This window comes from Syntrophobacterales bacterium (genome assembly GCA_031274925.1).
In the GTDB taxonomy this organism is placed as follows: domain Bacteria; phylum Desulfobacterota; class Syntrophorhabdia; order Syntrophorhabdales; family Syntrophorhabdaceae; genus PNOM01.
Genome location: JAISPL010000028.1, coordinates 1 through 20,347 on the forward strand (window position 1 = coordinate 1; position 20,347 = coordinate 20,347).

The following is a 20,347-nucleotide window of genomic DNA, read 5'->3' on the forward strand; positions in this document are numbered from 1 at the left end:
GTTCTTGCATCTCATTCAACAAAGTTGAAGCCGCATTCTTTACAACGAAACCGCTGCTTACCCCTTACTATTCCATTTTTTATAGTTCGTTCTGAGTCGTAATTCTTACACTTCGGCATAATACACCTCCAATAAGAGGAGGTGTATTATAAATATATCGCTATGTAAATATTCTCGAAAATATTAGTATGGTTTCGTGTAGCCACTGTTTGAAAAGCCACCCTCCCCCATCTACAAATTCTCTTTTCTCCCGGCTTAAGCAAACCTAAGAGGTCCTCCACCCACCCGCTTAGTGGCATCTCCTGCAACGAGGAGACGATCGGCTTCTCAAGGACACACACAGGCTTCCACCCCCTGCAGGCAAGATTCCAGACTATGTTAAGACAACCCGCCAACGAAAGTGGCCTTCCGTGCATCCGGTTGGATTTTATCAGCGCAATTCGCTATAGTTAGGGCGGAGGTCACATTGGACAAAGAATCGGGGAAAGATTTGACGGTGGGGAGTGTTCCTAGACATCTCCTCCTCTTTTCCGTGCCTATGCTGATAGGCAACGTGATGCAAATCGGATATAGCATGGTCAACACCATATGGGTCGGTCATTTGGTGGGAGAAGATGCCGTTGGGGCCTCTGGAGTCAGCTTATTTATCCTTTTCGTACTCATGGGGCTCGTAATGGGTATGTCAATGGGCTCCACCATACTCGTCGCTCAATATTACGGTGCAAAAGACTACTCCATGGTCGGGAAAGTGGTAAATACGTCGTTTGTCCTCGCCCTCATACTCGGTGGAATCCTTACCATAGCGGCCATACTGTCGGCCGACCCCCTGTTGAAAGCCATGGATACACCCCCTGAGAATTTCGCCATGGCATCAAGTTACCTCAAGATAAGCATGCCCGGGTTTATTCTCATGTATTTGAGCTTTCTCATCAATTCCATTTTACGGGGGACAGGTGATACAGTGACCCCGCTCATATTCATGTCTGTGGGGATAGTGTTAAATGCGGTCCTTGACCCTTTCTTTATCGGCGGCTTCGGTCTTTTCCCGTTCCATGGCCTCGATGGGGCAGCTTATGCTACGCTTGTGTCGCAGACGGTAGCGTTGGGGATAAGTTTTCTGTATCTTAACCGGAGAAATCACCTGGTGGCGCTCCATCCCGGAAGACTAACCATGGACAGGCATGTTACATTTCTACTCTTCAAGATCGGTCTTCCCTCAATCATTCAGCAGTCCCTGGTTTCCATCAGCAGTCTTTTCATCACAACCTTCGTAAATGCCTTCGGCAGCGCTGCGACCAATGCCTTCGGTGCAGTGGTACGCGTCGACATGCTAGCATTTATGCCTTCCATTTCCATGAGCATGGCCGTTTCCGCCCTTACAGGCCAGAATCTCGGCGCCCTCAAGCCCGAAAGGGTAAGGGAAGCGTTCAGATGGGGAATTGTCATGACATCGGCCATAACAATCCTCATATCGTTCGTCGTTGTCTTCCTCGCGAGACCGATACTGACCATCTTCGGCCTTGGTGGCGATCCAAAAGTGATGGATATAGGAGTTACATATCTCCGTATGGTAGGCTCATGCTACCTGTTTTTCGGTATAATGTTCGTATCAACCGGTGTGATTAACGGGGCAGGTCATACTATGATTACCATGGTCTTTTCGCTTTTTTCCCTGTGGGTAGTACGGATACCCGTCTCATGGCTTCTCACGAAAACCATCCTCGGAATAAAAGGGATCTGGATAGCCGTGATGCTCAGCTTCGTGGTAACCATGGCTATAAACCTTGCATATTACCGCTCCGGAAGATGGAAAAGGACAGTAATAACCACACCTGCCGCCATAACTTTTATGGATTGACAAACGCTCAGGAGACAGACGCTAAGTGCGTTCTCATAAATCTCTTTCTGGAGGGCGGGTGAGGAGGTTCTTCAGGCATCCGTTATTGAGGCAATCTTTCAAAGTACAGTATCTTTACACCAAGCCAAAGGTTCGGGTTTTACAAGAGCCCTCTGGAGCACCCCCCGTCATCCCCCACCTTTCTAACTTATCTGCTGCTCTCCTATGTTCCCTCGGTGACTTCATCTTAAGCCCCTTGTGAGGATGATTCTCGTTGTAATCTTCAAACCAGGAAGAGAGTATTTCCATCACTCTTAAACGTCTTGGCTCGAGAAATACCTCCTTCTCTGCACTGACGTAATAACTTCTAGGCTCATCTTTTTTCTCCTGGTTATAGTACAAGTGCTAGGGCTATGACTACAACCTATTTTTGGATTTATGAGTGTCCTGTTAAAAAAAGGGGGGGGACTGCAGTACATGTCCCATAGTTTTTCCCTTCTTAAGTGAGGGTATGGTATACGCCATTACTCATAGGGGGGGGTAGACAGTCCGAGTAAAACAAGTATTTAAAATTACCTTTGGCATCCTTAATCGTAGCATTCCTTTGGATGAGCCTTCTTAAATCTGCGCCTACTCGCGTGCGGCCGGAGAGGAAACCTATTGAGTTACTGACGATATTCCTGTAAGAAATCAGCCATCCGTTTGGCTACGATACTTATTTCCTCTACAGTGGGCAGGAATACGATTCTGAAGTGGTCCGGCGCGTGCCAGTTGAACCCGGTTCCTTGGACCATAAGTACTTTCTTTTCGATAAGGAAATCAAGGAGGAATTTCTGGTCATCATGGATGGAATACATCTTGACATCAATTTTGGGAAATACATAAAGTGCGCCCATAGGTTTCACGCATGTGATCCCCGGAATGGAGGCGAAGCTGTTGCACGCTGCTTTCCTCTGCTCGTACAGTCTGCCGCCAGGTGAAACTAGGCGGTGTAGGCTCTGATACCCGCCCAGGGCTGTTTGAATGACAAGCTGGGCTGCCATATTACCGCACATCCTCATGCTTGACAGTATATCCAGACCGTCGGTCATGTAGTCTTTTGCGGCTGCCTTTTTTCCACTCACAATCATCCAGCCCGCACGCAGGCCGGGAATGCGGTGAGACTTGGACAGGCCGTTGAAAGTCACAAATACTATGTCTTTGGAAAGCGATGCGACCGGGACATGAGTCGCGCCGTCGTAGAGAATCTGATCATATATCTCATCGGCAAATATGATCAGTTCATGCCTTTCGGCTATGTTTACTATATTAAGTAGAGTATCTCTTGAATATACCGCCCCCGTGGGGTTGTTTGGGTTGATGAGAACTATACCTCTCGTTCTGGGAGTGATTTTTGATTCCATATCTTTGAGGTCCGGGTTCCAATCGGATGCCTCATCGCATACGTAATAAACGGGTTTTCCGCCGGACAGAGTTATCGCGGCGGTCCAGAGCGGATAATCAGGCGATGGAACAAGCATTTCGTCGCCATCGTTCAAGAGTCCCTGCATAGCCATCATTATCATCTCTGAAACTCCGTTGCCTACATAAATGTCCTCTATCTCGACCCCTTCGATTCCTTTAAGCTGACATTGTTGCATAATTGCCTTTCGTGCAGGGAAAAGGCCTTTCGAGTCGCCATATGCCTGGGCTGACTTTATATTTGCCGTTAAATCACGGATGATCTCGTCAGGAGCGCTTATTCCGAAAGCAGGTGGATTTCCGCTGTTCAATTTGATAATGGTGTACCCTTCTTCTTCAAGGCGTTTTGCCGCATTCAGAAGAGGGCCTCGAATTTCATAACATATGTTGTTCAATTTTGTGGATTTCGTGATCTTACGCATAGAATTATTCCTGTTTCCTCCAGCTTCTCTTATGTTCGTGAGACATCTCTGAATATTATTCAAGAAACAGTGCTCTTTGTCAATGGGTGCTTGGTCACCTTCAGACAAAAAGGAGCAAGTGTGTTGTTCAGTCTGTTTGTCTTTATAATTTTACAGACTTATTCTCAGGTTTTCTTGAGCAACGATTACACAACTCTTCCGCTTCTTCTCTGCTTGAGGTGTTTTTCTCGTACTACTGATACCGAAATTGGAAGTATTCACAAAAATTCGTGTAGTCACGCTTCTTTAGATAGTCCTCCTGCAGTTCACGGCAGCGATTCAATCTTCCCTTTGTCTCAAAACTCTAGAGTAGGCGCAGATATGAAGATCTTTTTTGCATGAAGGAGAATCGTTCTTGAAGGATACCTTGCAAGGATTGAGGAGAGTCGTGCGCTTGGGACATTTCATCGTAGCCTCTCGAGAAGGACTCTAAGATTGGGGATAACCCGGCTGTCGCCGTTGCCGTCGGCGCAGAGATGATAAGATTCAATGCCGAGCCGTGACGGTGCCTCAAAGTCAAAAATCCGGTGGTCGCCCACGTGGATGATCTCATGGGGGGAGACGCCAAGGTCATTGAGGAGTCTTGTATAGAACGAGTCCCCTTTTTTCACTATCTTGTAATCGCTCGTTGCCGACACGATGGTACTGAAGTGGCGGCCTATATCGGTGTGCGAGACTTCTTTCTCCACGAATATACGAGCCGCGTTTGAGGCGATAACCAGGATGTAGTTCTCCTGAAGTGTCTCAAGAACCTCCCGGACAAACGGAAGAAGGCTGATGTACGGTTCATACCGGTTTAGCAACTCCCCGGAGGATACAGGCAGATCAAAGCGTTCAAGCCAGTAATCTATGTCATACCATTCGAGTTTCCCGTCCCCTACAGTCCCGTACTCCTTCTGGGTAAGAGTCTTAGCCTCTTCAAGGGAGATGTCGTACCTGCGGGCGAAAACTTCGGGAAGCCCGTGATTCCAGACCATATCTCCATAAATACCGTCCACGAGTGTCCCATCAAGATCGAAAGAGAATATTTTTTTCATGGAGTCATTATACCACGACAGCAAATGGTTTTTAAAGAGGCTGCTATCGTTCAACAAGAGCAACGGTCTCCAGATGGCCGGTCTGGGGGAAGGCATCGAAAGGCACAACTTTTCGAAGAACGTAACCGTATTTTGTGAGATTATTAAGGTCACGGGCAAGGGTAGATGGGTTGCACGATACATAGACTATTTTCCCGGGCTCTATCCTAGCTATGAGATCACACCCCTTGTTGCTGATGCCGCCTCTCGGAGGGTCAATCACGAGAATCTCTGGTTTTGCGGGAAGACGACTGCCCACCCGTTCAACCATGCCTTCAATGAAAATGCAGTTTTCTATGCCGTTGATCCTCGCGTTCTCACGAGCATTGGCAATGTTGTCGGGATTAGAATCGACCCCGGTCACTTTGTTTGTTCTCCTTGAAAACATCATTTCGATCGGTCCCATCCCGCAATAGAGTCCCAGAACCCTATCCTGAGGACCGGGCTGGCCAAGTTCCATGGCGGCTTGATAAAGGGTCTCTGCAATCCTTGAATTTGGTTGGAAGAAAGATTGAGGATATATTCTGAACGTGAGACCGCCCAGCGATTCTTCGATGAAGCGCTTGCCAAAAAGGTGCTCCTTCTTTTCGTAGAGGCCTGCATCCGACCTGCGGGTGTTGATGGCCCGCCACAGACTTACAACCTCAGGGGCTTTATTACTCAACATACGCCACAGGTCTTGCATATTCGGCAATATACCTCGCGACGTTTCCAATATGACCATCACCTCATCCGTCGTTTTTGATTCTTTAAGTACCAGACGCCTGAGCAATCCCTTTTTTGTGGCCTGGTCATAAGAAAGAAAACGATGTCCATTGAAGAAGTCCAGAATCGGTGGAAGAATTTTCTCGACGCAATCACTGAAGGCGAGACATTTTCCAAGAGATATTACCTTGCCTTCGTAATCCATTTTCTGCCATGCCCCCTCTCGCAGTCCGGCAATGAGGCCGTATTCATCCTTTCCGAAAGCCATCTCCACTTTGTTTCGGCTGAAATAATGCTGTGGTGAGGGCACAATAGGGAGCATGGCAATTGACGCGGTGTCCATGTGGCCTATCCGGGCAAGTGTTTGTACAAGGTGGCGCTCTTTCACTTCCAGCTGTTTGCGATATGACATGTGCTGGAGAGTACAACCTCCGCAAAGGCCGAAATAAGGGCATGGTGGTTGCCGCCTGTCTGGAGAAGGTTCTTCAATCTCGAATATCTCGCCGTAAGAAAACCTTTTTTTCTGTCCGGTGACCTTGATTTTCAGCCTGTCGCCAGGAACGGCCCCGGGAACGAAGAAAACGAAGCCGTCTTTCCTTCCCACACCGTAACCGTCAGGAAGGGCCATATCGACAATTTCCAATGAGAGTTCCGTGAATTTCATCGGGTCAGGAACAACTACAATCGTCTGTCTTCGTCACTTCCAGACCGTATGTTCGGGCATTGTCATAGAAGGGCGAGATTTTTATATCAAACTCGCTTCCGGACCAGGTCTCAAAGGCCAGGAAGTCCTGATGTTTTTCAATGGGGACACCGTGTTCGTCGAAAATAACCACAGCAATATGGGCCAGTACCTCATAGGATCTGGTGTTGGAAATGTCACCCATAACTCTTGTCCAGAACGTGGAGGCGATCTGAGCGTGGTACGCAGGTAACAGTCTCGGAAAAGCGTGATTTCCCAGCTTCAGGTCTGGGACTGTTTTTACGAAAAAAAGTTCGGGCGGTCTCTGAATACCAGCCGGGCAGTTTTTATTCTTATCATACACTAAAGCGATTTCCTCTGCCAAATTTCTTTCCGAGGGGCAGATCTCGAAGTCCAAGGGTATGCTTCCTTATTTGTTTTGAGGGGAGGCATGGTTTATCTCAAATTAACGATTATCTTCGCTGAGATAATCGCCGAGCATGCCCCTGGTGTGTTCCTCGTCGTGGCAATATACGCAGAGGTTCTCCCAGTTGGAACCGTCGGAAGGGTTGTAGTTATGGTTCCCGTCTTTATGGTGGACAGTCAGGAGGTGCCTGTCTTTGTAATCAAACTCCCTCGCGCACTTCGCGCAGATGAGGCCATGAATTTTGAGAGACTGTTCCCTGTAATCATTTTTTGAAGCGCTCATGGCTTTAAGTTCTCGCACAATTTCGTCGACGGATTTACCGCCTTCCTTTCCAGGCTGCCCTGATTTGCATCTCACTGTGTATCGTTTATTCCTCATCTCTCAATCCCTTAAAGATCAGCCTTATTCCACAAGTATAACCCATAGCGAAGAAGATTGCCATACCGGGATAGAGGCATGGAAGGGCTTTTTTCCTTTAAAACAGTGGGTATTTATGTTAATAATGAGTTATCTTAGATTAGTTGTTACAGAGGAAGAAGATGGCAAAGATACAGACGTTAAGAGGGTTTAGGGATATATCGGGCGAAGAGATTGAGAGGTTTCGCATTATTGAACAGGTTTCGAGAAAATACTTTGATCTCCTGGGCTTGGCGGAAATAGAGGTTCCTGTCTTGGAGAGAACTGAACTCTTCGTTCGAAGCATAGGGGATACCACAGATATTGTGGAAAAAGAAATGTTCACCTTTACCGACTTAGGTGGAGACTCAGTGACGCTGAGGCCTGAGGCCACTGCGGGGGTGGTGAGGGCTTATCTGCAAGCTGGTTTGTATGCAAAGGAACGGGTCAGCAAGCTATTCACCATGGGACCTATGTTCAGACATGAAAAGCCTCAGAAAGGGAGATTTAGACAGTTCCGTCAGATTGATGTTGAAGTCTTCGGCAGCAGCGATTCGCTGATTGATGCGGACCTTCTCTGGATGATTTCTCTCATACTGGGAGATTTGAAAATAGCCAACTACAGCATTGAGGTGAACAGTGTGGGATGTCCCCGGTGCAGAGAGGACTTCAGAGGAAAAGTTATAAGCTACTTTGAGACAAAGAAAGATGAGTTGTGCGGCGATTGTTTGAGGCGTCTCTATCGGAACCCGCTCAGGATTTTTGACTGCAAACATGAACATTGCATTGAGGTAAGCCGGCAGTCCCCGTTTCTTTTCGACAGTCTCTGCGATTCGTGTAAAGACCATTTCGATGCTTTTCTCACGCACCTCAATGAGTTCGGTGTTGTGGTTACAGTAAACAAACGTCTTGTGAGGGGACTTGATTACTACACGAAAACCGTGTTCGAGTTTACTTCCGGTGATCTGGGCGCTCAGCGGGCTTTCATTGCAGGAGGCAGATACGACAATCTCGTTGAGGAAATGGGAGGGCCAAAGACGCCAGGTACAGGGTTTGCCATAGGAATGGAAAGACTGGCCATGCTTTCAGGGGCCACGATAGCGATGAGAGATCCTGTCTATTATTTTGCGTATGTCGGAGAGAAGGCGAAGAAGTTTGTGATCCCCGTACTCAGGGCCTTTGCGGACAATGGATTATCGCTCCGGTATGACTACGAGGGAAAATCACTTAAGTCTCAAATGAGATACGCAGACAGTCTGAAGGCTGATTTTGTTCTGATCCTCGGGGATGATGAGATTAACCGCGGAGTGGTGACACTGAGAAACATGAAGACTAAGGCCCAGCGGGAGATTCCTCTTGATCCTTCAAGAATGCCCGTCGAAGTTACGAAACTGGTTTGATCGTATACTTTGCCTCATGGAGTGTTCCGACCATCTTGTCCTACTTCTCCACCCAATCTATCATTTCCCCTCATACACACAATGCTATAGAGGAGGAATGATATTCAAAACCTGTAAGGCGTTTGCGCCCCTGCGCTGGTCTTTCCGGATACTATCCCCATAGGCAAGGAAAAGATAATCAGATACGAGAAGACGACGAAATTGTTGTAAATTATAACTCACATGCGACATTTTCTACACAAAGAAAAGATTTTGGTTAATTTTTGTGTAGCCATTTTACATTATATTTACTAAAATAATTCAGAACTCATGATATATACAAGTCCGTGCAATCCTTTGATTGATAACGCTATGTATGTTGAGGAACTGATTTATGACGATGTGAACCGAATTGCGATGGAAAAGTCAGAGCGGGCGATAAAGGCATGGATTATTTCCCGGGGATAAAAAATCTCTGAGACAGAAGTATTGAGTTGGATTCATGCAGGCATTGATGGATTGGAACTGGAGGGTGAGTTGATTAATGAAGATATGGTATACGATTTCGTGCCTATTGATGATCCCACTAAGGATGAACCTCATTTTATATCAAAAAAGATTCTAGGCGCTATTCAGCACCTTGACCCCGGAGGTGCGCTTGAAATTATGGTCTTGCCCAAGAAGATGAAAGAGATTCCTGACAACAGTTTTGTGGTGATGAACGGTAGCGCACTTACGGGCGTAAAGGACAATTTCTATGTCAAAGTCATGACGATCATGAAGGATAAGAGCGTGAAGGGCATGATCAACGCTGACGGGGACATGCCGAGAAATGAGTGTCGAGGCTGCCTGACTTTACCTAATAAAGCCCAACATTTACGGATTTGACAGGCTTACGGAAAAGAGCGTGATTGGAATTGAGGAAATAATCGAATATGCGAAACCGTATCAGGCGTACATTGAGTGCATAATTATCAATGAATCCCAGAAGGACTGCTTGGTTTTCCTGGAGGGTGTTTTTCCCCAAAGTGAAAGTACGTAAGTGTCGTGGGCCGGGAAATGCCCTTCTCGCGGATGCCATATCTAGATTGAGTTCCGACGGAGCTTCTTCTGGGGTGTCCTGTCTTGGCGTCACGTACGGATAGCATGAGTCGAGGTACCAGTTGTGTGTGCAGGAGGTGTAAAATATGAATAAAATTATGATTGTTAAAAAAATTTAATTTACTTATTTGAAATGATATATTATGTTTATCTAAATAAAGAAAGGAGGTGAAAGTAGATGAAGAAATTAGTGGTGTTATTTATAGCAATTTCCTTTTTTGCAAGTTTTTCTTTGATCGGGTGCGGCCAGTCATCGGAGCCTGCGAAGCCAGCTCCGCAAGAAGAGGCGAAACCGGCAGAACCAGCGGCAGAACCAGCGAAAGAAGCAGCACCGGCAACTCCGGCCCAGGACACAACAGCAACACCTGCCCCGGAAAAAGCAGAACCAGAATCGGCGAAAAAATAGTTATCAAATATCAGGGTATATCCTTGAGGGTATACCCTGAATGATGAAAGAAGGGGAGGACCATGAAAATTAGATCGTTTGGCATTATTGTGTTAGCTCTTGTTCTTGGTACGGTCTTGACCGGCTGTGGTTGTTTTATGCAGGCCCAGAAAGGTGAGGAAGCGCCTCCACCTCCTCCAGAGGTACAAGCGGTTGCGCCTGAGGAGGCAAAGGTGGAAACCCCGGTAGCATCAGAACCAGCCCCTGCACCGGAGGCTGTAATGTTGAAAAGTATAAATTTTGATTTCGATAGATATAATATCAGACCCGGTGACGAAGCAATACTAAAAGAAAACGAGGGTTGGTTTAAGGCAAATCCCGGGAAGAATGTGAAAATCGAAGGGCACTGCGATGAGCGGGGCACTGTAGAGTACAACTTGGTTCTCGGACAGAAGAGAGCCGATGCGACCAAGAATTACCTTGTGAATCTCGGTATAGACGATAAAATTCTTGAGACTGTGAGTTATGGCAAGGAAAGGCCCATTGATCCAAGACACAAAGAAGAAGCATGGGCAAAGAATAGAAGGGCCAATATCGTCCCAGTTCAGTAAGTTGTCGAGAAATGAGGAGGGTAATTCCGTTACCCTCCCCTTTATCGATAGTGGTGAAAAATTATCGGAACATCTATCGTTAGACCAATCGGTTAAAGCCGATATCAGTAGAGTCTCCAAATTATACCCTTTTAGAATTTCTAGGCATTATTTATCGCTTATAAAGAAAGAAGCGCCCCTGTCGTGTCCGATCGGGCGTCAGGCTATACCCTGCGTTGACGAACTTACCGGGGAAGGGGAAGTGGATCCCCTTAACGAAAAAGGCAGTCTTATTACGCCGGTCTTTATAAAACGATATCCCGGGAGAGGAGTATTTCTGGTGAGCGCCGAATGTGCCATGTATTGCAGGTATTGCAACAGGCGGCGTCTGGTCGGGAAGGAATGGAACCCGGTACTGTTCCGTGAGGAGACTCTCGATTATCTTGAAAAGGACAAGGAGATCAGGGAGGTAATCCTTTCGGGAGGAGATCCTTTGATGCTGGCGTCTGAAGAGTTGTCTTATATCCTTTCTAGACTGAAACGGATGGGTAAGGCGATTATACGCGTAAGCACGCGCCTCCCGGTAGTATGCCCCGAAAGGGTAACCGAAGCATACTATGATCTAATCAGAGATAACTCACCTTTATGGGTAGTCATCCATATAAACCATCCGAACGAGATATCTCCAGAGTTTACGGCTGTAGTACGACGATTGTTGAGGTCAGGAGCGGTTCTCGTGAGTCAAACCGTGCTGTTAAGGGGGGTGAACGATTGTCCTCACATCCTTGCCCGGCTTTTTGAAGAGCTTGTGAGTAACGGGATCAAGCCATATTATCTCTTCCAACTGGATGAAGTTGCAGGTGCGTACCATTTCAAGGTGAGGCTGGATAGAGGGATGGAGATAATGAGGACGCTCAGGAAAAATATTTCAGGCCTTGCCATGCCGTATTATGCCCTTGACATATCCGGAGGCTTTGGAAAGGTCCCACTGGATCACCAATATATAAAGGGAAAAAGACATGGTGTTGTCACAATAGAAAGTCCTTTGAGTGGATTTGGCATCTATGATGACAATGGAACGGAGAGCCATTGCATGAGTTGTCATATCTGTCGCCCTGTGGAACCGAAAATTTAGAAGAGAAAGCGTTCGACTACAGGAAGATATGCAGAAAGCATTGATGGAAACATCAATTTTTGGACTTTATGTCCTGTCTTTCTTATTGTCATGCGGCAGAGGCTTGAAAATTGCTTTCGTGTAGTTCACTGCTGAAAGTATGCTGAAAAAGAGAGCGATGTATATAATGATCAAACCTATTTGACGGATGGAACTGTTGAAGTCGACACATGAGATACCGATGTACTGGAGGTAGTCACACATGCTGTAATTGCTTTTTTCCGGAACATTAAATAATATACACGAGATCCCGATGATCTGAAAGGTTGTTTTTAGTTTCCCGGAAAAAGACGGATAAATGGCGATGCCCTCCATGGCGTAAAACGATCGGAGGCCGTTTATAAGGAATTCTCTACCAACGAGAATAATGGTGACCCACAGAGGTACGAGTCTGTAAAACGTCAAAGTAATAAGAACTGATGAGACAAGGAGCTTATCGGCAATAGGATCAAGGTAAAGACCGAGTTTGGTAGTGAGCCTCATTTTCCGAGCCATAAACCCGTCAAGGCCGTCTGTTATTCCCGCTACAATAAAGAGAAGGCATGCAGCGAAAAAAAATCTTTCATCCTCGGTAGAAATAAATACGATTATTACGGGGATGAAAAGGATTCGAACTACACTCAATCTGTTTGGCAGTGTCCAGACAGATGTCTTTTCATCCTTATCCTTCATATGGGTTTTTCAGCTTGTTATAATAGTATTTTACTCGCTTGATGAAATTCCGTGTCTCTTCTATGGGCGGAATGTTCATCTTGTGCTCTATAACTTTTTGAGGGCCTGCATTATATGCTGCGAGTGTGAGCTCCAAGTCTCCGAAAGTATCTTCCAAGTATCGCAGGTAGCGGGCACCGCCCTTTATATTCTCGTCCGGATCGAAAGGGTTACCTACCTTCATCAGTTTCGCAGTATTGGGCATAAGCTGCATCAAGCCCTGAGCTCCTTTTTGTGAGATGGCGTTGGGATTAAAATTGGACTCCGCCTTTACTACCGCTTTTACGAGCGACGGATCGACGCCATGAGTCTCGGAATGCCGGGCGATAAGAGAGTCGTAAAGACTATTATTGATCTTGCCGCCCTTGAAGTCGCCGGTCGACACCATCACCCCTTTTTTATCTGAAATTACTGTATGGTATTTTTTCCCGATCGGGGTTATATTGGTGAAATGAGAGACACCTTCTTCATCCACGTAACCATACACGGCACAATAGGCGGAGAAAGGGGAAAAAAGGATCATACCCAATATGAGCAGCTTCAATAACATCACCATGTATTTTCATCATTTTTTACCTTTTTGTCAAGTTTTTTAGAGACATTTGATGAATCGAAACAATAATTATGATGGGAGATCTGGTTGATAGTTCGCAATGAAGCCTTTGTAGTCTCGAAAGATGTGACAAGAGAGATAAAGATTAGGTCATCAAATTCATAAGGAGCTGAGATTGAGCGGAACGCTCTATGTAGTTGCCACACCGATAGGCAATCTGAAAGATATCACTCTGAGAGCCATTGAGGTTCTTGGGGCTGTGGATTTTATCGTAGCGGAAGATCGGGATCGCGCCCTTAAGCTTCTGAGTCATCTTGATATAAGAAAGCAGATTATTTCCATCAACAGTTACTCAGAAGAGAGAAAAGCAAAAGAAGTGTGTGAAAGGATCGAGGACGACAAATCGGCTGCACTCATAACAGCCGCCGGTACCCCATGCGTATCAGACCCTGGAAGGGCTGTGGTAAACCGGTGCCGCGAAGCAGGAATCGAAGTGACGGCTGTGCCCGGACCTTCAGCTGCAGTCGGGGCTCTCTCTATATCTGGCCTCTATACTGACAGATTCTTGTTCTACGGATTTCTTCCTTTGAAGAAAGGGAAGAAGAAGAAGGTTCTTAGAGAGATGGCTCAATTGCCTTATGCGATTATTCTTTACGAATCTCCCCGGAGGGTGAGAGAGACTCTTCTGGTTGCTTACGAGGAAATGGGAGATCGGGAGGCGGCAGTCTTCAAAGAACTCACCAAAGTCCACGAGGAGGTTTGGAGAGGCACGTTGGGAAACCTCCTCGTGGACTTTGGTGAAGCCGAGCTGAAAGGGGAGTATGTTCTTATTGTCGGCGGAGCTGCTACTGGGAATGGGAGATACAGTAAAGACGAGAATCGACATCCGTAAAGCTGGCCCAGGACATAAAGACGGTCGTTGCCTCTGAAGGAGAGGAAAAAGGCGGGGAAGATCGGGGCTTCCATCGCAATAAAATGGTGTAATCCAGGCAACTTTAAGTTAAGTTAAGTTTCCCGCACCAGCATGTGATTGGCAACGGTAAGAAGCGCTTTCTTGTAAGGGGAGTCTTCGAAAATTTTCAGGTGGTCTCTTGCGGTTGTAATATGTTTTATGATCATATCGGAGGTATATCCAATACCGCTGTGTTTCTCTATGATTCTGCGAACTACGTCGAAATCTCGTTGCGTCATGGTTGGTTTTTCGAGAACCTTCCTGGCATAGGCTTTGTCCTGGTCTCGTGCGGATTTCAAGGCATGAATGAGAGGGAGAGTGACCTTACCTTCTTTCAGGTCCGTGCCCACATTTTTCCCCAGTATGGCATCGTAAGAGGTATAATCAAGAATATCGTCCTTCAGTTGAAAGGCTATGCCCAGATTATAACCAAAACCTCTCAGGGCCGTCCTTTGAAGTTCCCCGGTACCGGCCAAGAGAGCCCCTATTTCACACGCCGCTGAAAACAGGACGGCAGTCTTGTTGCCCACAACCTCGAAATACTCTTCTTCCGTGGTTTCCACATCTGATGTCTTCAGCAATTCAAGAATCTCACCTTCGGAAAGGGCAGTGGTAGCCTTCGAGATCGTTTTCAGGATATCGTGGTTGCCGTCTTCGGCCATAAGTTCAAAAGACTTGGAATAGAGAAAATCACCGACGAGCACGCTCGACTCATTTCCCCATACGGTATTTACGGTTGAGTTGCCGCGCCTCGTCTTTGCATTGTCCACCACGTCGTCATGAAGGAGGGTAGCCGTATGGATGAATTCAACGATGGCGGCGTATGGGATATGGCGATTGCCCTCGTAACCCGAGAGTCTTGATGACAGGATGAGGAGGATCGGACGGATCCTCTTGCCACCGGAGCTGATTATATATGTCACGATCTGTTTGATAAAACTTACCCGTGTGGTTACCAGTTTCTGGATTGACTGCTCAAGTGTTTTGAGATCGCTTTCTATTAGTCTTGCAACGCTTTCCATGCCGGGCCCTTTAAAGAATAATAGGATTTAACCTCTTCCGTATAATTGCCATTATCATATATGCATAAAGGTTTTTCAACAATTGTGCCTACTCCTCCTTCTTTAAGCAGCTCCGCAAGAAAGAGGTTTGGTTTTTCTCCGCGCCTCGGCTGAACGAACCTCACGCGCTTCAGCTCAAGTCTCTGCGATTTTGCGCTGTATATTAGCTCGGCAAGCCTTTTCACGGGATATATTACGTAGAGTCTCCCCTTACGCTGAAGAAGCGACGAGGAGAACGAAAGGAGAAGGGGCAGATCAAGCTCGGTCTCATAGCGGGCAACATATCTTGAATCATCAGGGCTCTTTCTTCCGGAACCACGCTTTGTATACGGAGGGTTAGATACTATCACGTCAATACGGGCATCCCGAAGCACCTGTGCTTCCGTTCTGATGTCTCCCTGCAGAAACTGAATATTTCCACAGTTATTTATTTCTCTATTCTTGACGGCCGCCTGAAACAGCCCGAGCTGCAATTCAATGCCGATCATGCTGTTTTGGAGACCCATCCTCGTCATATAGACAGGTATAATACCACAACCAGTACCAATATCCAACAACCTTTCATTTTTTTTGAGAATAACGAAGTTTGCCAGAAGGATGGCATCAATGGAAAAACGGTACCCTCGTTTTTTTTGAACGATCCTCAGATCCTCACCGCACAAAAAATCCAGTGTTTCATCGGCCCATGCGGTTTCAGGCATATTTATAGTAGATCAGTCCTGTGGATATTTTGGGGTAAAAAAAGGTTGACTTTGGCGGCATGTACAAGCCATTGTCAGCTACTTCTTTTACTTCTTTCGTGGTAGTGGGGGGGAGAAGGAAAGCCAGATCAACTTTCTTTTCCCGCACGGACTGCAGTAATTCGTCAGCATCCTGCGTAAACGATATTTCTTCTTCCTTGAAACCGAGCACCCCCTTCAGCAAACCTGAATGAAGAATGTTGACTTTAAGGCGTTCGAGAGGACCTCCATCGCGTGGAAGTCTTGCGGAAAAAATATAGACATTGCCGGTATCCTCTGTCGAGTACAGTCCGAAAGCAGACTCGTAGGACGAGGCGATGATATGCAGAACGCGCTTAGCCGATTGGGGACCATCAAGAGGAATTCTCTGCACCTCCACATGGGCCTGCAAGAGATTTAAGGTCTGCTCCAAGGCTCTCGGAGTTTCAAAAGTGATCATGCGGTGATAAGGGAGAATTACCACTCCCTCCGAATACATGTTAGTCAGATATACTGGAATATCGGGAATATTGAGCCTGTAAGAGACATCCAGTCTGTGATGTCCATCGGCCACATAAATTTTTCTCTCATCCATCAGGGAGGTGAGCCGCCCGATTTCTTTCTGGTCCGACATCCGATAAAATCGGTTTTTTATGTGTTGTTCATCAATAAAATCGTAAAGCGTCTCTTTCTTGGACTTTTGAAGTACCTCTTCAATCTCAAAATTTCTGTCTTCGTAGAGCCCAAAAACAAGGCTGGTGAAGGTTTTTAATGATGCAATGAGTTTCTCTCGATCCTCCTTCGCTTTGCTTCTTGTTTGCTCATGGGTCAGAATACGTTCTTTATCCAGTTTATTGAGAGCGATGAATCCCCTTCTTAGATGTGGAACCCCGCCGATTACAAATTCCTGTTCATATATGTAGATTGTCTCCGTTGGGTCCGTCAGCAGCACCTTGCTTTGAAGCCATTCATCGAACGTAAGACGTGCATTGATATACTTATCAATTCCAGCCTCTGGGTCGGGGAGTTCCAGTCTGATGGCATTAAAGAGGTTTCTCTTGTAATAGACTTGGCTATCGGATATGACATCGTAAGGCGGGCATACGCAAGAAGCTATATCGCCTATTTTTTCTTTATTATAGAATATTCCTTTGAACGGTTTTGTATATGAGGATGCCATAATAGATACGTGTTAACATAGGAGGCTGCTTAATGTCAAAGTTTTTTGAACGTATATTGTAGTAAGACGCGAGAACGCGAAATTTCGAAATGGAGCCATGAATATCTTGACATACCATGAGAACTTATGGTTAAAATAAAGCGTTGCCGAGGTAGCTCAGTCGGTAGAGCAGGGGACTGAAAATCCCCGTGTCAGTGGTTCAATTCCGCTCCTCGGCACCATCTTCTTTTGAAGGGGTTTACAGAAAAACTGTAACCCCCCTTTGCGTTGTGTAAGTTGCATGTATCTATGATTAAACTCGGAATTTTTATGCCCGTGGTCATCTGTAACGATGGCTGATGCGGTCGTGTGTCATGGCAATCCTCTGTCTGGCGGGATATTATTTTCTTAGTCTCGGATAGTGTAGATACTTTTTGCATGTACCCGTGGAATGCAGTGGTATCTACGCGATTTTTGCTTGTCGGTCAAAGTTCTTTACGTTTCTCCCATATGAATGTCTGTCTCATTAAAACGTGAGATCACGCTTTGGTCAGGCCATCACCGATCTGGCAACGCTGGATATGAGGACCCGAACCTTGCCGGAGAAACGTTTGTCAAGCTCATATTATATATTAGAAGGGATATCGGTCCTGACGCAGAAGGATCGGACCGCATGGGAGATATATTCCGGAAGAGGTGACGAGAGGGATATGCGCTTTTCCCTTAATTTTTTGTATCAAGGTTTTGGAGGGCCTTCTCGGACAACATTTTAAGTATAGGAGAACCTTTCTTTGAAAGCCCCTGGTATACTTTTTTGGCATCGTCGGTTTGTCCTTTGACCGCATAAACGGTGCCGAGATATAATTGAGCCACCATGTAGCTTTTTCCCTTTCCTTCCTTCGCGACTTTCCCAAAGGCGGACTCAGCTTTTTCAATATCTTCTTTTTTGCCGGTGACGTAATAAGACTCAAGACTCTTTACACCATTGGCGATGAATATCTGGGCTTCCTCGTTTCTCTTTTCTTCATGTACGTAATAGCCGTAAGCGACTAACCCGGCTGCGCAGAATATGACGGCTGCTATGATAACGAGCCGGAGATTGACCTGAATAAACTCAAACGCTCTTTCAAACGCTATGATCAGCATATCAGGTTTCTTGATCGTCTCCTTGATAGTCTTTTTTACCATAATGTATATTTAATCACACAAGGAGTCATACTGTCAACGATATAAAAATCGAATGGGAGTGCCGTGTACTGCTTATCAGATGAAAGGCGGCGAGAGGCAAAGTTGACAGGATGTAAAGTTGGTCTTGAAACCTCCAATTCCTTTCCAGAAACAGACGAAGGTCATCATTTCTGCACCAGGCTGGAACCCTGCATACCCTGGCAAGGGTATCTCAAAGAGCTTGATTCCCTGATTTATGCAGAAGACCTCATGCTGGTCCTTGTGTGGTGAAGCGGGTGCCCGTGAGGAGGGTTTGTCCATTATCTGCTCGCAATGAATGTTCTTCATGAAGTAGGGGCATACCTTATCAGTATAAACGATAAATGTAACTATCGAAATACCAGAGCGAGAAATATCCAGGTAAAAGAAAACATGAAGAGGAGAGAGAATTAAAGCGAGACGAACGAGTTTGTATAATATCGCAGAAGAGGGTACCAGTTCCTTTGAACTGCTGGTTTGTCCCGCCAGGTTTTGCTAACGGGGAAGGAGAACTACAAGAAGTTCGTTTGTAACCAGTGTAGCCGCATTTTACCCTTATAAAGGAGAGAGAGGACATTCCGTATACTTGAGCGAGTTCCGAGGAGGGATGGGCGAACGCCAGTCCTAAAGCTTTACATATTACAGGGAAAGCAGACCTATTTATATTTACATATACGCTTAAGAGCTAAAGATATTGGTGAGTATCTCCCGGTCATTCATCGTTTCTGAATTTTCTTCGGGCGATTTTTTCACTCTCGTGGCACCGATATATGCTTTGTTATAGAAGTTGGTTTGGAGAGAGTCTATCTTTACCCCTATCCTAGCATGGCCCGAAGACGAGTGGATGAAATTTCCTTCACCGATGTAGATGCCGACATGAGTCGGGTATTTTACAAACCTTTTGGTTTTGAAGAATACCAGATCGCCTGGCGCCAGTTCATCCTGGGAAATCTTTGAACCAGTCTCGTACTGTTCTCGTGCACTCCTCGGAAGCTGAACATCAAATATATCGTAAATCTTTTTTACGAAAGCCGAACAATCAAGACCCCGCACGCTGTTACCGCCATACCGGTATGGAGTTCCCATAAAGCTTTTTGCCACTTTGACAAGCATATATTTCTCTTCGTGCGTTTTCCACGGTTTTAAAGGTTTTAAAGTTTTCATCGAAAGATCTACAACCTCCTCTCCCGTTTCCAACTCTGTTGTTCTTGGGATGAGAAGGACTTTTCCGGGGGAAAGCCTACGGTCCAGGTTACTGTTCGACTCAACGATGTCATCCTTCTCTATGCCGAATTTTTGTGCGACTTTTTCGACGGTATCGCCCCTCTTAACCTTATATTCTATGAACTCCCCATCGTCCTCCGCTTCTTCGGAAATCACGGCTTGGGATGCACTTCGCTGCCCTCTATTTTTTGCGCTGCCCTTGGCCTTTTGCATATGATCCTGTTTTAGAACGAGTTTTTGTCCGAGCTTCAGATCGTGATTATTTAAACTGTTGATGGTTTTCAGTTTATCTACTGAGATGTGGTATTTTTTTGCTACGGTCCAGAGGTTATCTCCTGGTTTTACCCTGTATGTGACCGCAGAAAAGGCAGGAACTGATATAATGACGGCAAGCCATAGGCCTGATATTAATATAAACAGACTCTTCTTCAACTGTTGTTTTCCTTAATTTTAAAAATACTTTTTTACAATTTTTTATATATTTAGAATATTTTTTATCAGAATAGACAAAATCATGTCAAGAAAAATTTTTGCCATAGCCACGAAGCGCGTGAAATAATCACAATATGGATATGGTTCTTGAATGATGTGCATTGCGCATTTCTACCGCACCCCTTAATGCTACGCGTAATGCTACGCGCGTAATGCGCAGATATAGCGCCCCTTAAAGTTTTCTGTCTCGTGGTACGTGGTACAATACCTACATGAAATATCAGGAAACAAAGTAACTGTGTATACTCTATGAATATCGCTTGGTATTTTCGACCAAATACCTTCGAAAAATCTTTAACGAAGGAATTTTTCAATACTTTAATATCAATATAGAAGAGCACTGCCTACAATCGAAATATATTGAAGCAAACTACTTATAGTAGACCATGTCCATCTGCTCATACTCAATCCTACCAAAGCGGTACCCATAATAAAATGAAACATCAGTGCAAAACTTAAAGAAAAATTCCCTTTTCTTAAAAAAGTATACTGAGGTATTTGGTTAGGAAGGTTACTTTGTTTCCACTATTGGAATAAACGAAATAAATAATATGTAACTATATCAAGTGTCAAAGGGCGGAATACTTAAGGGTAAG

Annotated in this window: 19 protein-coding genes, 1 tRNA gene and 2 pseudogenes; 8 read left to right on the top strand and 14 right to left on the bottom strand. The window is 45.7% G+C overall.

From position 1 onward, the window contains the following. Nucleotides 1-14: 14 nt before the first annotated feature. Nucleotides 15-119, bottom strand: a pseudogene (locus LBQ00_04800) (IS1 family transposase). A 347-nt stretch (nucleotides 120-466) separates the two neighbouring features. Between LBQ00_04800 and LBQ00_04805 the strand changes: the two are divergent. Then, a complete protein-coding gene (locus LBQ00_04805) occupies nucleotides 467-1,858 on the top strand; it encodes an MATE family efflux transporter (protein MDR2018178.1) in 1,392 nt (463 codons plus the stop codon). 114 nt (nucleotides 1,859-1,972) lie between these two features. Here LBQ00_04805 and LBQ00_04810 read toward each other — a convergent pair. From LBQ00_04810 to LBQ00_04835, 6 genes and pseudogenes are all read right to left on the bottom strand, one after another. Beyond that, nucleotides 1,973-2,149: pseudogene (locus tag LBQ00_04810) on the bottom strand (integrase core domain-containing protein). Nucleotides 2,150-2,502: 353 nt separating this feature from the next. Then, complete coding sequence (locus LBQ00_04815) at nucleotides 2,503-3,720, bottom strand: pyridoxal phosphate-dependent aminotransferase (GenBank protein ID MDR2018179.1); 1,218 nt, start codon at nucleotides 3,718-3,720, stop codon at nucleotides 2,503-2,505. 443 nt (nucleotides 3,721-4,163) lie between these two features. Next, the gene (locus LBQ00_04820; GenBank protein ID MDR2018180.1) at nucleotides 4,164-4,796 is read right to left on the bottom strand and encodes an HAD family hydrolase; all 633 of its coding nucleotides are present in this window, start codon (nucleotides 4,794-4,796) and stop codon (nucleotides 4,164-4,166) included. 43 nt (nucleotides 4,797-4,839) lie between these two features. Further along, nucleotides 4,840-6,204, bottom strand: coding sequence for a 23S rRNA (uracil(1939)-C(5))-methyltransferase RlmD (rlmD, locus tag LBQ00_04825; protein ID MDR2018181.1), 1,365 nt, complete (start codon nucleotides 6,202-6,204; stop codon nucleotides 4,840-4,842). A 4-nt stretch (nucleotides 6,205-6,208) separates the two neighbouring features. After that, the gene (locus tag LBQ00_04830) at nucleotides 6,209-6,640 is read right to left on the bottom strand and encodes a hypothetical protein (GenBank protein MDR2018182.1); all 432 of its coding nucleotides are present in this window, start codon (nucleotides 6,638-6,640) and stop codon (nucleotides 6,209-6,211) included. Nucleotides 6,641-6,688: 48 nt separating this feature from the next. Then, complete coding sequence (locus LBQ00_04835; GenBank protein ID MDR2018183.1) at nucleotides 6,689-7,027, bottom strand: YajD family HNH nuclease; 339 nt, start codon at nucleotides 7,025-7,027, stop codon at nucleotides 6,689-6,691. Between the two features lie 161 nt (nucleotides 7,028-7,188). On the opposite strand from LBQ00_04835, the gene hisS reads away from it, so the two are divergent. From hisS to LBQ00_04860, 5 genes are all read left to right on the top strand, one after another. Then, nucleotides 7,189-8,445, top strand: coding sequence for a histidine--tRNA ligase (gene hisS, locus LBQ00_04840; GenBank protein MDR2018184.1), 1,257 nt, complete (start codon nucleotides 7,189-7,191; stop codon nucleotides 8,443-8,445). Nucleotides 8,446-8,913: 468 nt separating this feature from the next. Then, nucleotides 8,914-9,312 (top strand): hypothetical protein, encoded by a 399-nt coding sequence (locus LBQ00_04845; GenBank protein ID MDR2018185.1) that lies wholly within the window; start codon nucleotides 8,914-8,916, stop codon nucleotides 9,310-9,312. A 391-nt stretch (nucleotides 9,313-9,703) separates the two neighbouring features. Beyond that, the gene (locus tag LBQ00_04850; GenBank protein MDR2018186.1) at nucleotides 9,704-9,931 is read left to right on the top strand and encodes a hypothetical protein; all 228 of its coding nucleotides are present in this window, start codon (nucleotides 9,704-9,706) and stop codon (nucleotides 9,929-9,931) included. A 62-nt stretch (nucleotides 9,932-9,993) separates the two neighbouring features. After that, on the top strand, nucleotides 9,994-10,521 hold the full coding sequence (pal, locus tag LBQ00_04855; protein ID MDR2018187.1) for a peptidoglycan-associated lipoprotein Pal: 528 nt from the start codon (nucleotides 9,994-9,996) through the stop codon (nucleotides 10,519-10,521). Continuing rightward, nucleotides 10,436-11,635, top strand: coding sequence for a KamA family radical SAM protein (locus LBQ00_04860; protein MDR2018188.1), 1,200 nt, complete (start codon nucleotides 10,436-10,438; stop codon nucleotides 11,633-11,635). Before pal ends, LBQ00_04860 begins: the two co-directional genes overlap by 86 nt. A 66-nt stretch (nucleotides 11,636-11,701) precedes the next feature. Here LBQ00_04860 and pgsA read toward each other — a convergent pair whose 3' ends face one another. After that, entirely contained in the window at nucleotides 11,702-12,346 is a 645-nt protein-coding gene (gene pgsA, locus LBQ00_04865; GenBank protein ID MDR2018189.1) for a CDP-diacylglycerol--glycerol-3-phosphate 3-phosphatidyltransferase, read from the bottom strand. After that, nucleotides 12,336-12,941, bottom strand: a complete 606-nt coding sequence (locus tag LBQ00_04870) for a lytic transglycosylase domain-containing protein (protein MDR2018190.1) — start codon at nucleotides 12,939-12,941, stop codon at nucleotides 12,336-12,338. The genes pgsA and LBQ00_04870 overlap by 11 nt, the downstream gene beginning before the upstream one ends. Nucleotides 12,942-13,113: 172 nt before the next feature. On the opposite strand from LBQ00_04870, the gene rsmI reads away from it, so the two are divergent. Beyond that, nucleotides 13,114-13,830 (top strand): 16S rRNA (cytidine(1402)-2'-O)-methyltransferase, encoded by a 717-nt coding sequence (rsmI, locus tag LBQ00_04875; protein MDR2018191.1) that lies wholly within the window; start codon nucleotides 13,114-13,116, stop codon nucleotides 13,828-13,830. A gap of 113 nt (nucleotides 13,831-13,943) precedes the next feature. Here the strand turns inward: rsmI and LBQ00_04880 are convergent, their stop codons facing one another. The 3 genes from LBQ00_04880 to LBQ00_04890 are packed head-to-tail and all read right to left on the bottom strand — an operon-like array spanning nucleotide 13,944 to nucleotide 16,850. Further along, nucleotides 13,944-14,912, bottom strand: a complete 969-nt coding sequence (locus tag LBQ00_04880; GenBank protein ID MDR2018192.1) for a polyprenyl synthetase family protein — start codon at nucleotides 14,910-14,912, stop codon at nucleotides 13,944-13,946. Continuing rightward, nucleotides 14,891-15,652, bottom strand: coding sequence for a methyltransferase domain-containing protein (locus LBQ00_04885; GenBank protein ID MDR2018193.1), 762 nt, complete (start codon nucleotides 15,650-15,652; stop codon nucleotides 14,891-14,893). The genes LBQ00_04880 and LBQ00_04885 overlap by 22 nt, the downstream gene beginning before the upstream one ends. Then, nucleotides 15,645-16,850: a DUF1015 domain-containing protein gene (locus LBQ00_04890; GenBank protein MDR2018194.1), complete on the bottom strand. Its 1,206-nt coding sequence runs from the start codon at nucleotides 16,848-16,850 to the stop codon at nucleotides 15,645-15,647. The genes LBQ00_04885 and LBQ00_04890 overlap by 8 nt, the downstream gene beginning before the upstream one ends. A gap of 145 nt (nucleotides 16,851-16,995) precedes the next feature. On the opposite strand from LBQ00_04890, the gene LBQ00_04895 reads away from it, so the two are divergent. After that, nucleotides 16,996-17,071: transfer RNA gene (locus LBQ00_04895), tRNA-Phe, on the top strand. A 481-nt stretch (nucleotides 17,072-17,552) separates the two neighbouring features. Here the strand turns inward: LBQ00_04895 and LBQ00_04900 are convergent. Both LBQ00_04900 and LBQ00_04905 read right to left on the bottom strand, forming a co-directional pair. After that, nucleotides 17,553-18,017, bottom strand: coding sequence for a hypothetical protein (locus tag LBQ00_04900; GenBank protein ID MDR2018195.1), 465 nt, complete (start codon nucleotides 18,015-18,017; stop codon nucleotides 17,553-17,555). Nucleotides 18,018-18,713: 696 nt separating this feature from the next. Continuing rightward, a complete protein-coding gene (locus tag LBQ00_04905) occupies nucleotides 18,714-19,691 on the bottom strand; it encodes a C40 family peptidase (protein MDR2018196.1) in 978 nt (325 codons plus the stop codon). Between the last annotated feature and the right edge of the window lie 656 nt (nucleotides 19,692-20,347).

Bases quoted from the DNA above. Each gene is read 5' to 3' on its own strand.
- LBQ00_04815 (MDR2018179.1), bottom strand. From the start codon at position 3,720: ATGCGTAAGATCACGAAATCCACAAAATTGAACAACATATGTTATGAA.
- LBQ00_04820 (MDR2018180.1), bottom strand. From the start codon at position 4,796: ATGAAAAAAATATTCTCTTTCGATCTTGATGGGACACTCGTGGACGGT.
- rlmD (MDR2018181.1), bottom strand. From the start codon at position 6,204: ATGAAATTCACGGAACTCTCATTGGAAATTGTCGATATGGCCCTTCCT.
- LBQ00_04835 (MDR2018183.1), bottom strand. From the start codon at position 7,027: ATGAGGAATAAACGATACACAGTGAGATGCAAATCAGGGCAGCCTGGA.
- hisS (MDR2018184.1), top strand. From the start codon at position 7,189: ATGGCAAAGATACAGACGTTAAGAGGGTTTAGGGATATATCGGGCGAA.
- LBQ00_04850 (MDR2018186.1), top strand. From the start codon at position 9,704: ATGAAGAAATTAGTGGTGTTATTTATAGCAATTTCCTTTTTTGCAAGT.
- pal (MDR2018187.1), top strand. From the start codon at position 9,994: ATGAAAATTAGATCGTTTGGCATTATTGTGTTAGCTCTTGTTCTTGGT.
- LBQ00_04860 (MDR2018188.1), top strand. From the start codon at position 10,436: ATGGCAAGGAAAGGCCCATTGATCCAAGACACAAAGAAGAAGCATGGG.
- pgsA (MDR2018189.1), bottom strand. From the start codon at position 12,346: ATGAAGGATAAGGATGAAAAGACATCTGTCTGGACACTGCCAAACAGA.
- LBQ00_04870 (MDR2018190.1), bottom strand. From the start codon at position 12,941: ATGGTGATGTTATTGAAGCTGCTCATATTGGGTATGATCCTTTTTTCC.
- LBQ00_04880 (MDR2018192.1), bottom strand. From the start codon at position 14,912: ATGGAAAGCGTTGCAAGACTAATAGAAAGCGATCTCAAAACACTTGAG.
- LBQ00_04885 (MDR2018193.1), bottom strand. From the start codon at position 15,652: ATGCCTGAAACCGCATGGGCCGATGAAACACTGGATTTTTTGTGCGGT.
- LBQ00_04890 (MDR2018194.1), bottom strand. From the start codon at position 16,850: ATGGCATCCTCATATACAAAACCGTTCAAAGGAATATTCTATAATAAA.
- LBQ00_04900 (MDR2018195.1), bottom strand. From the start codon at position 18,017: ATGGTAAAAAAGACTATCAAGGAGACGATCAAGAAACCTGATATGCTG.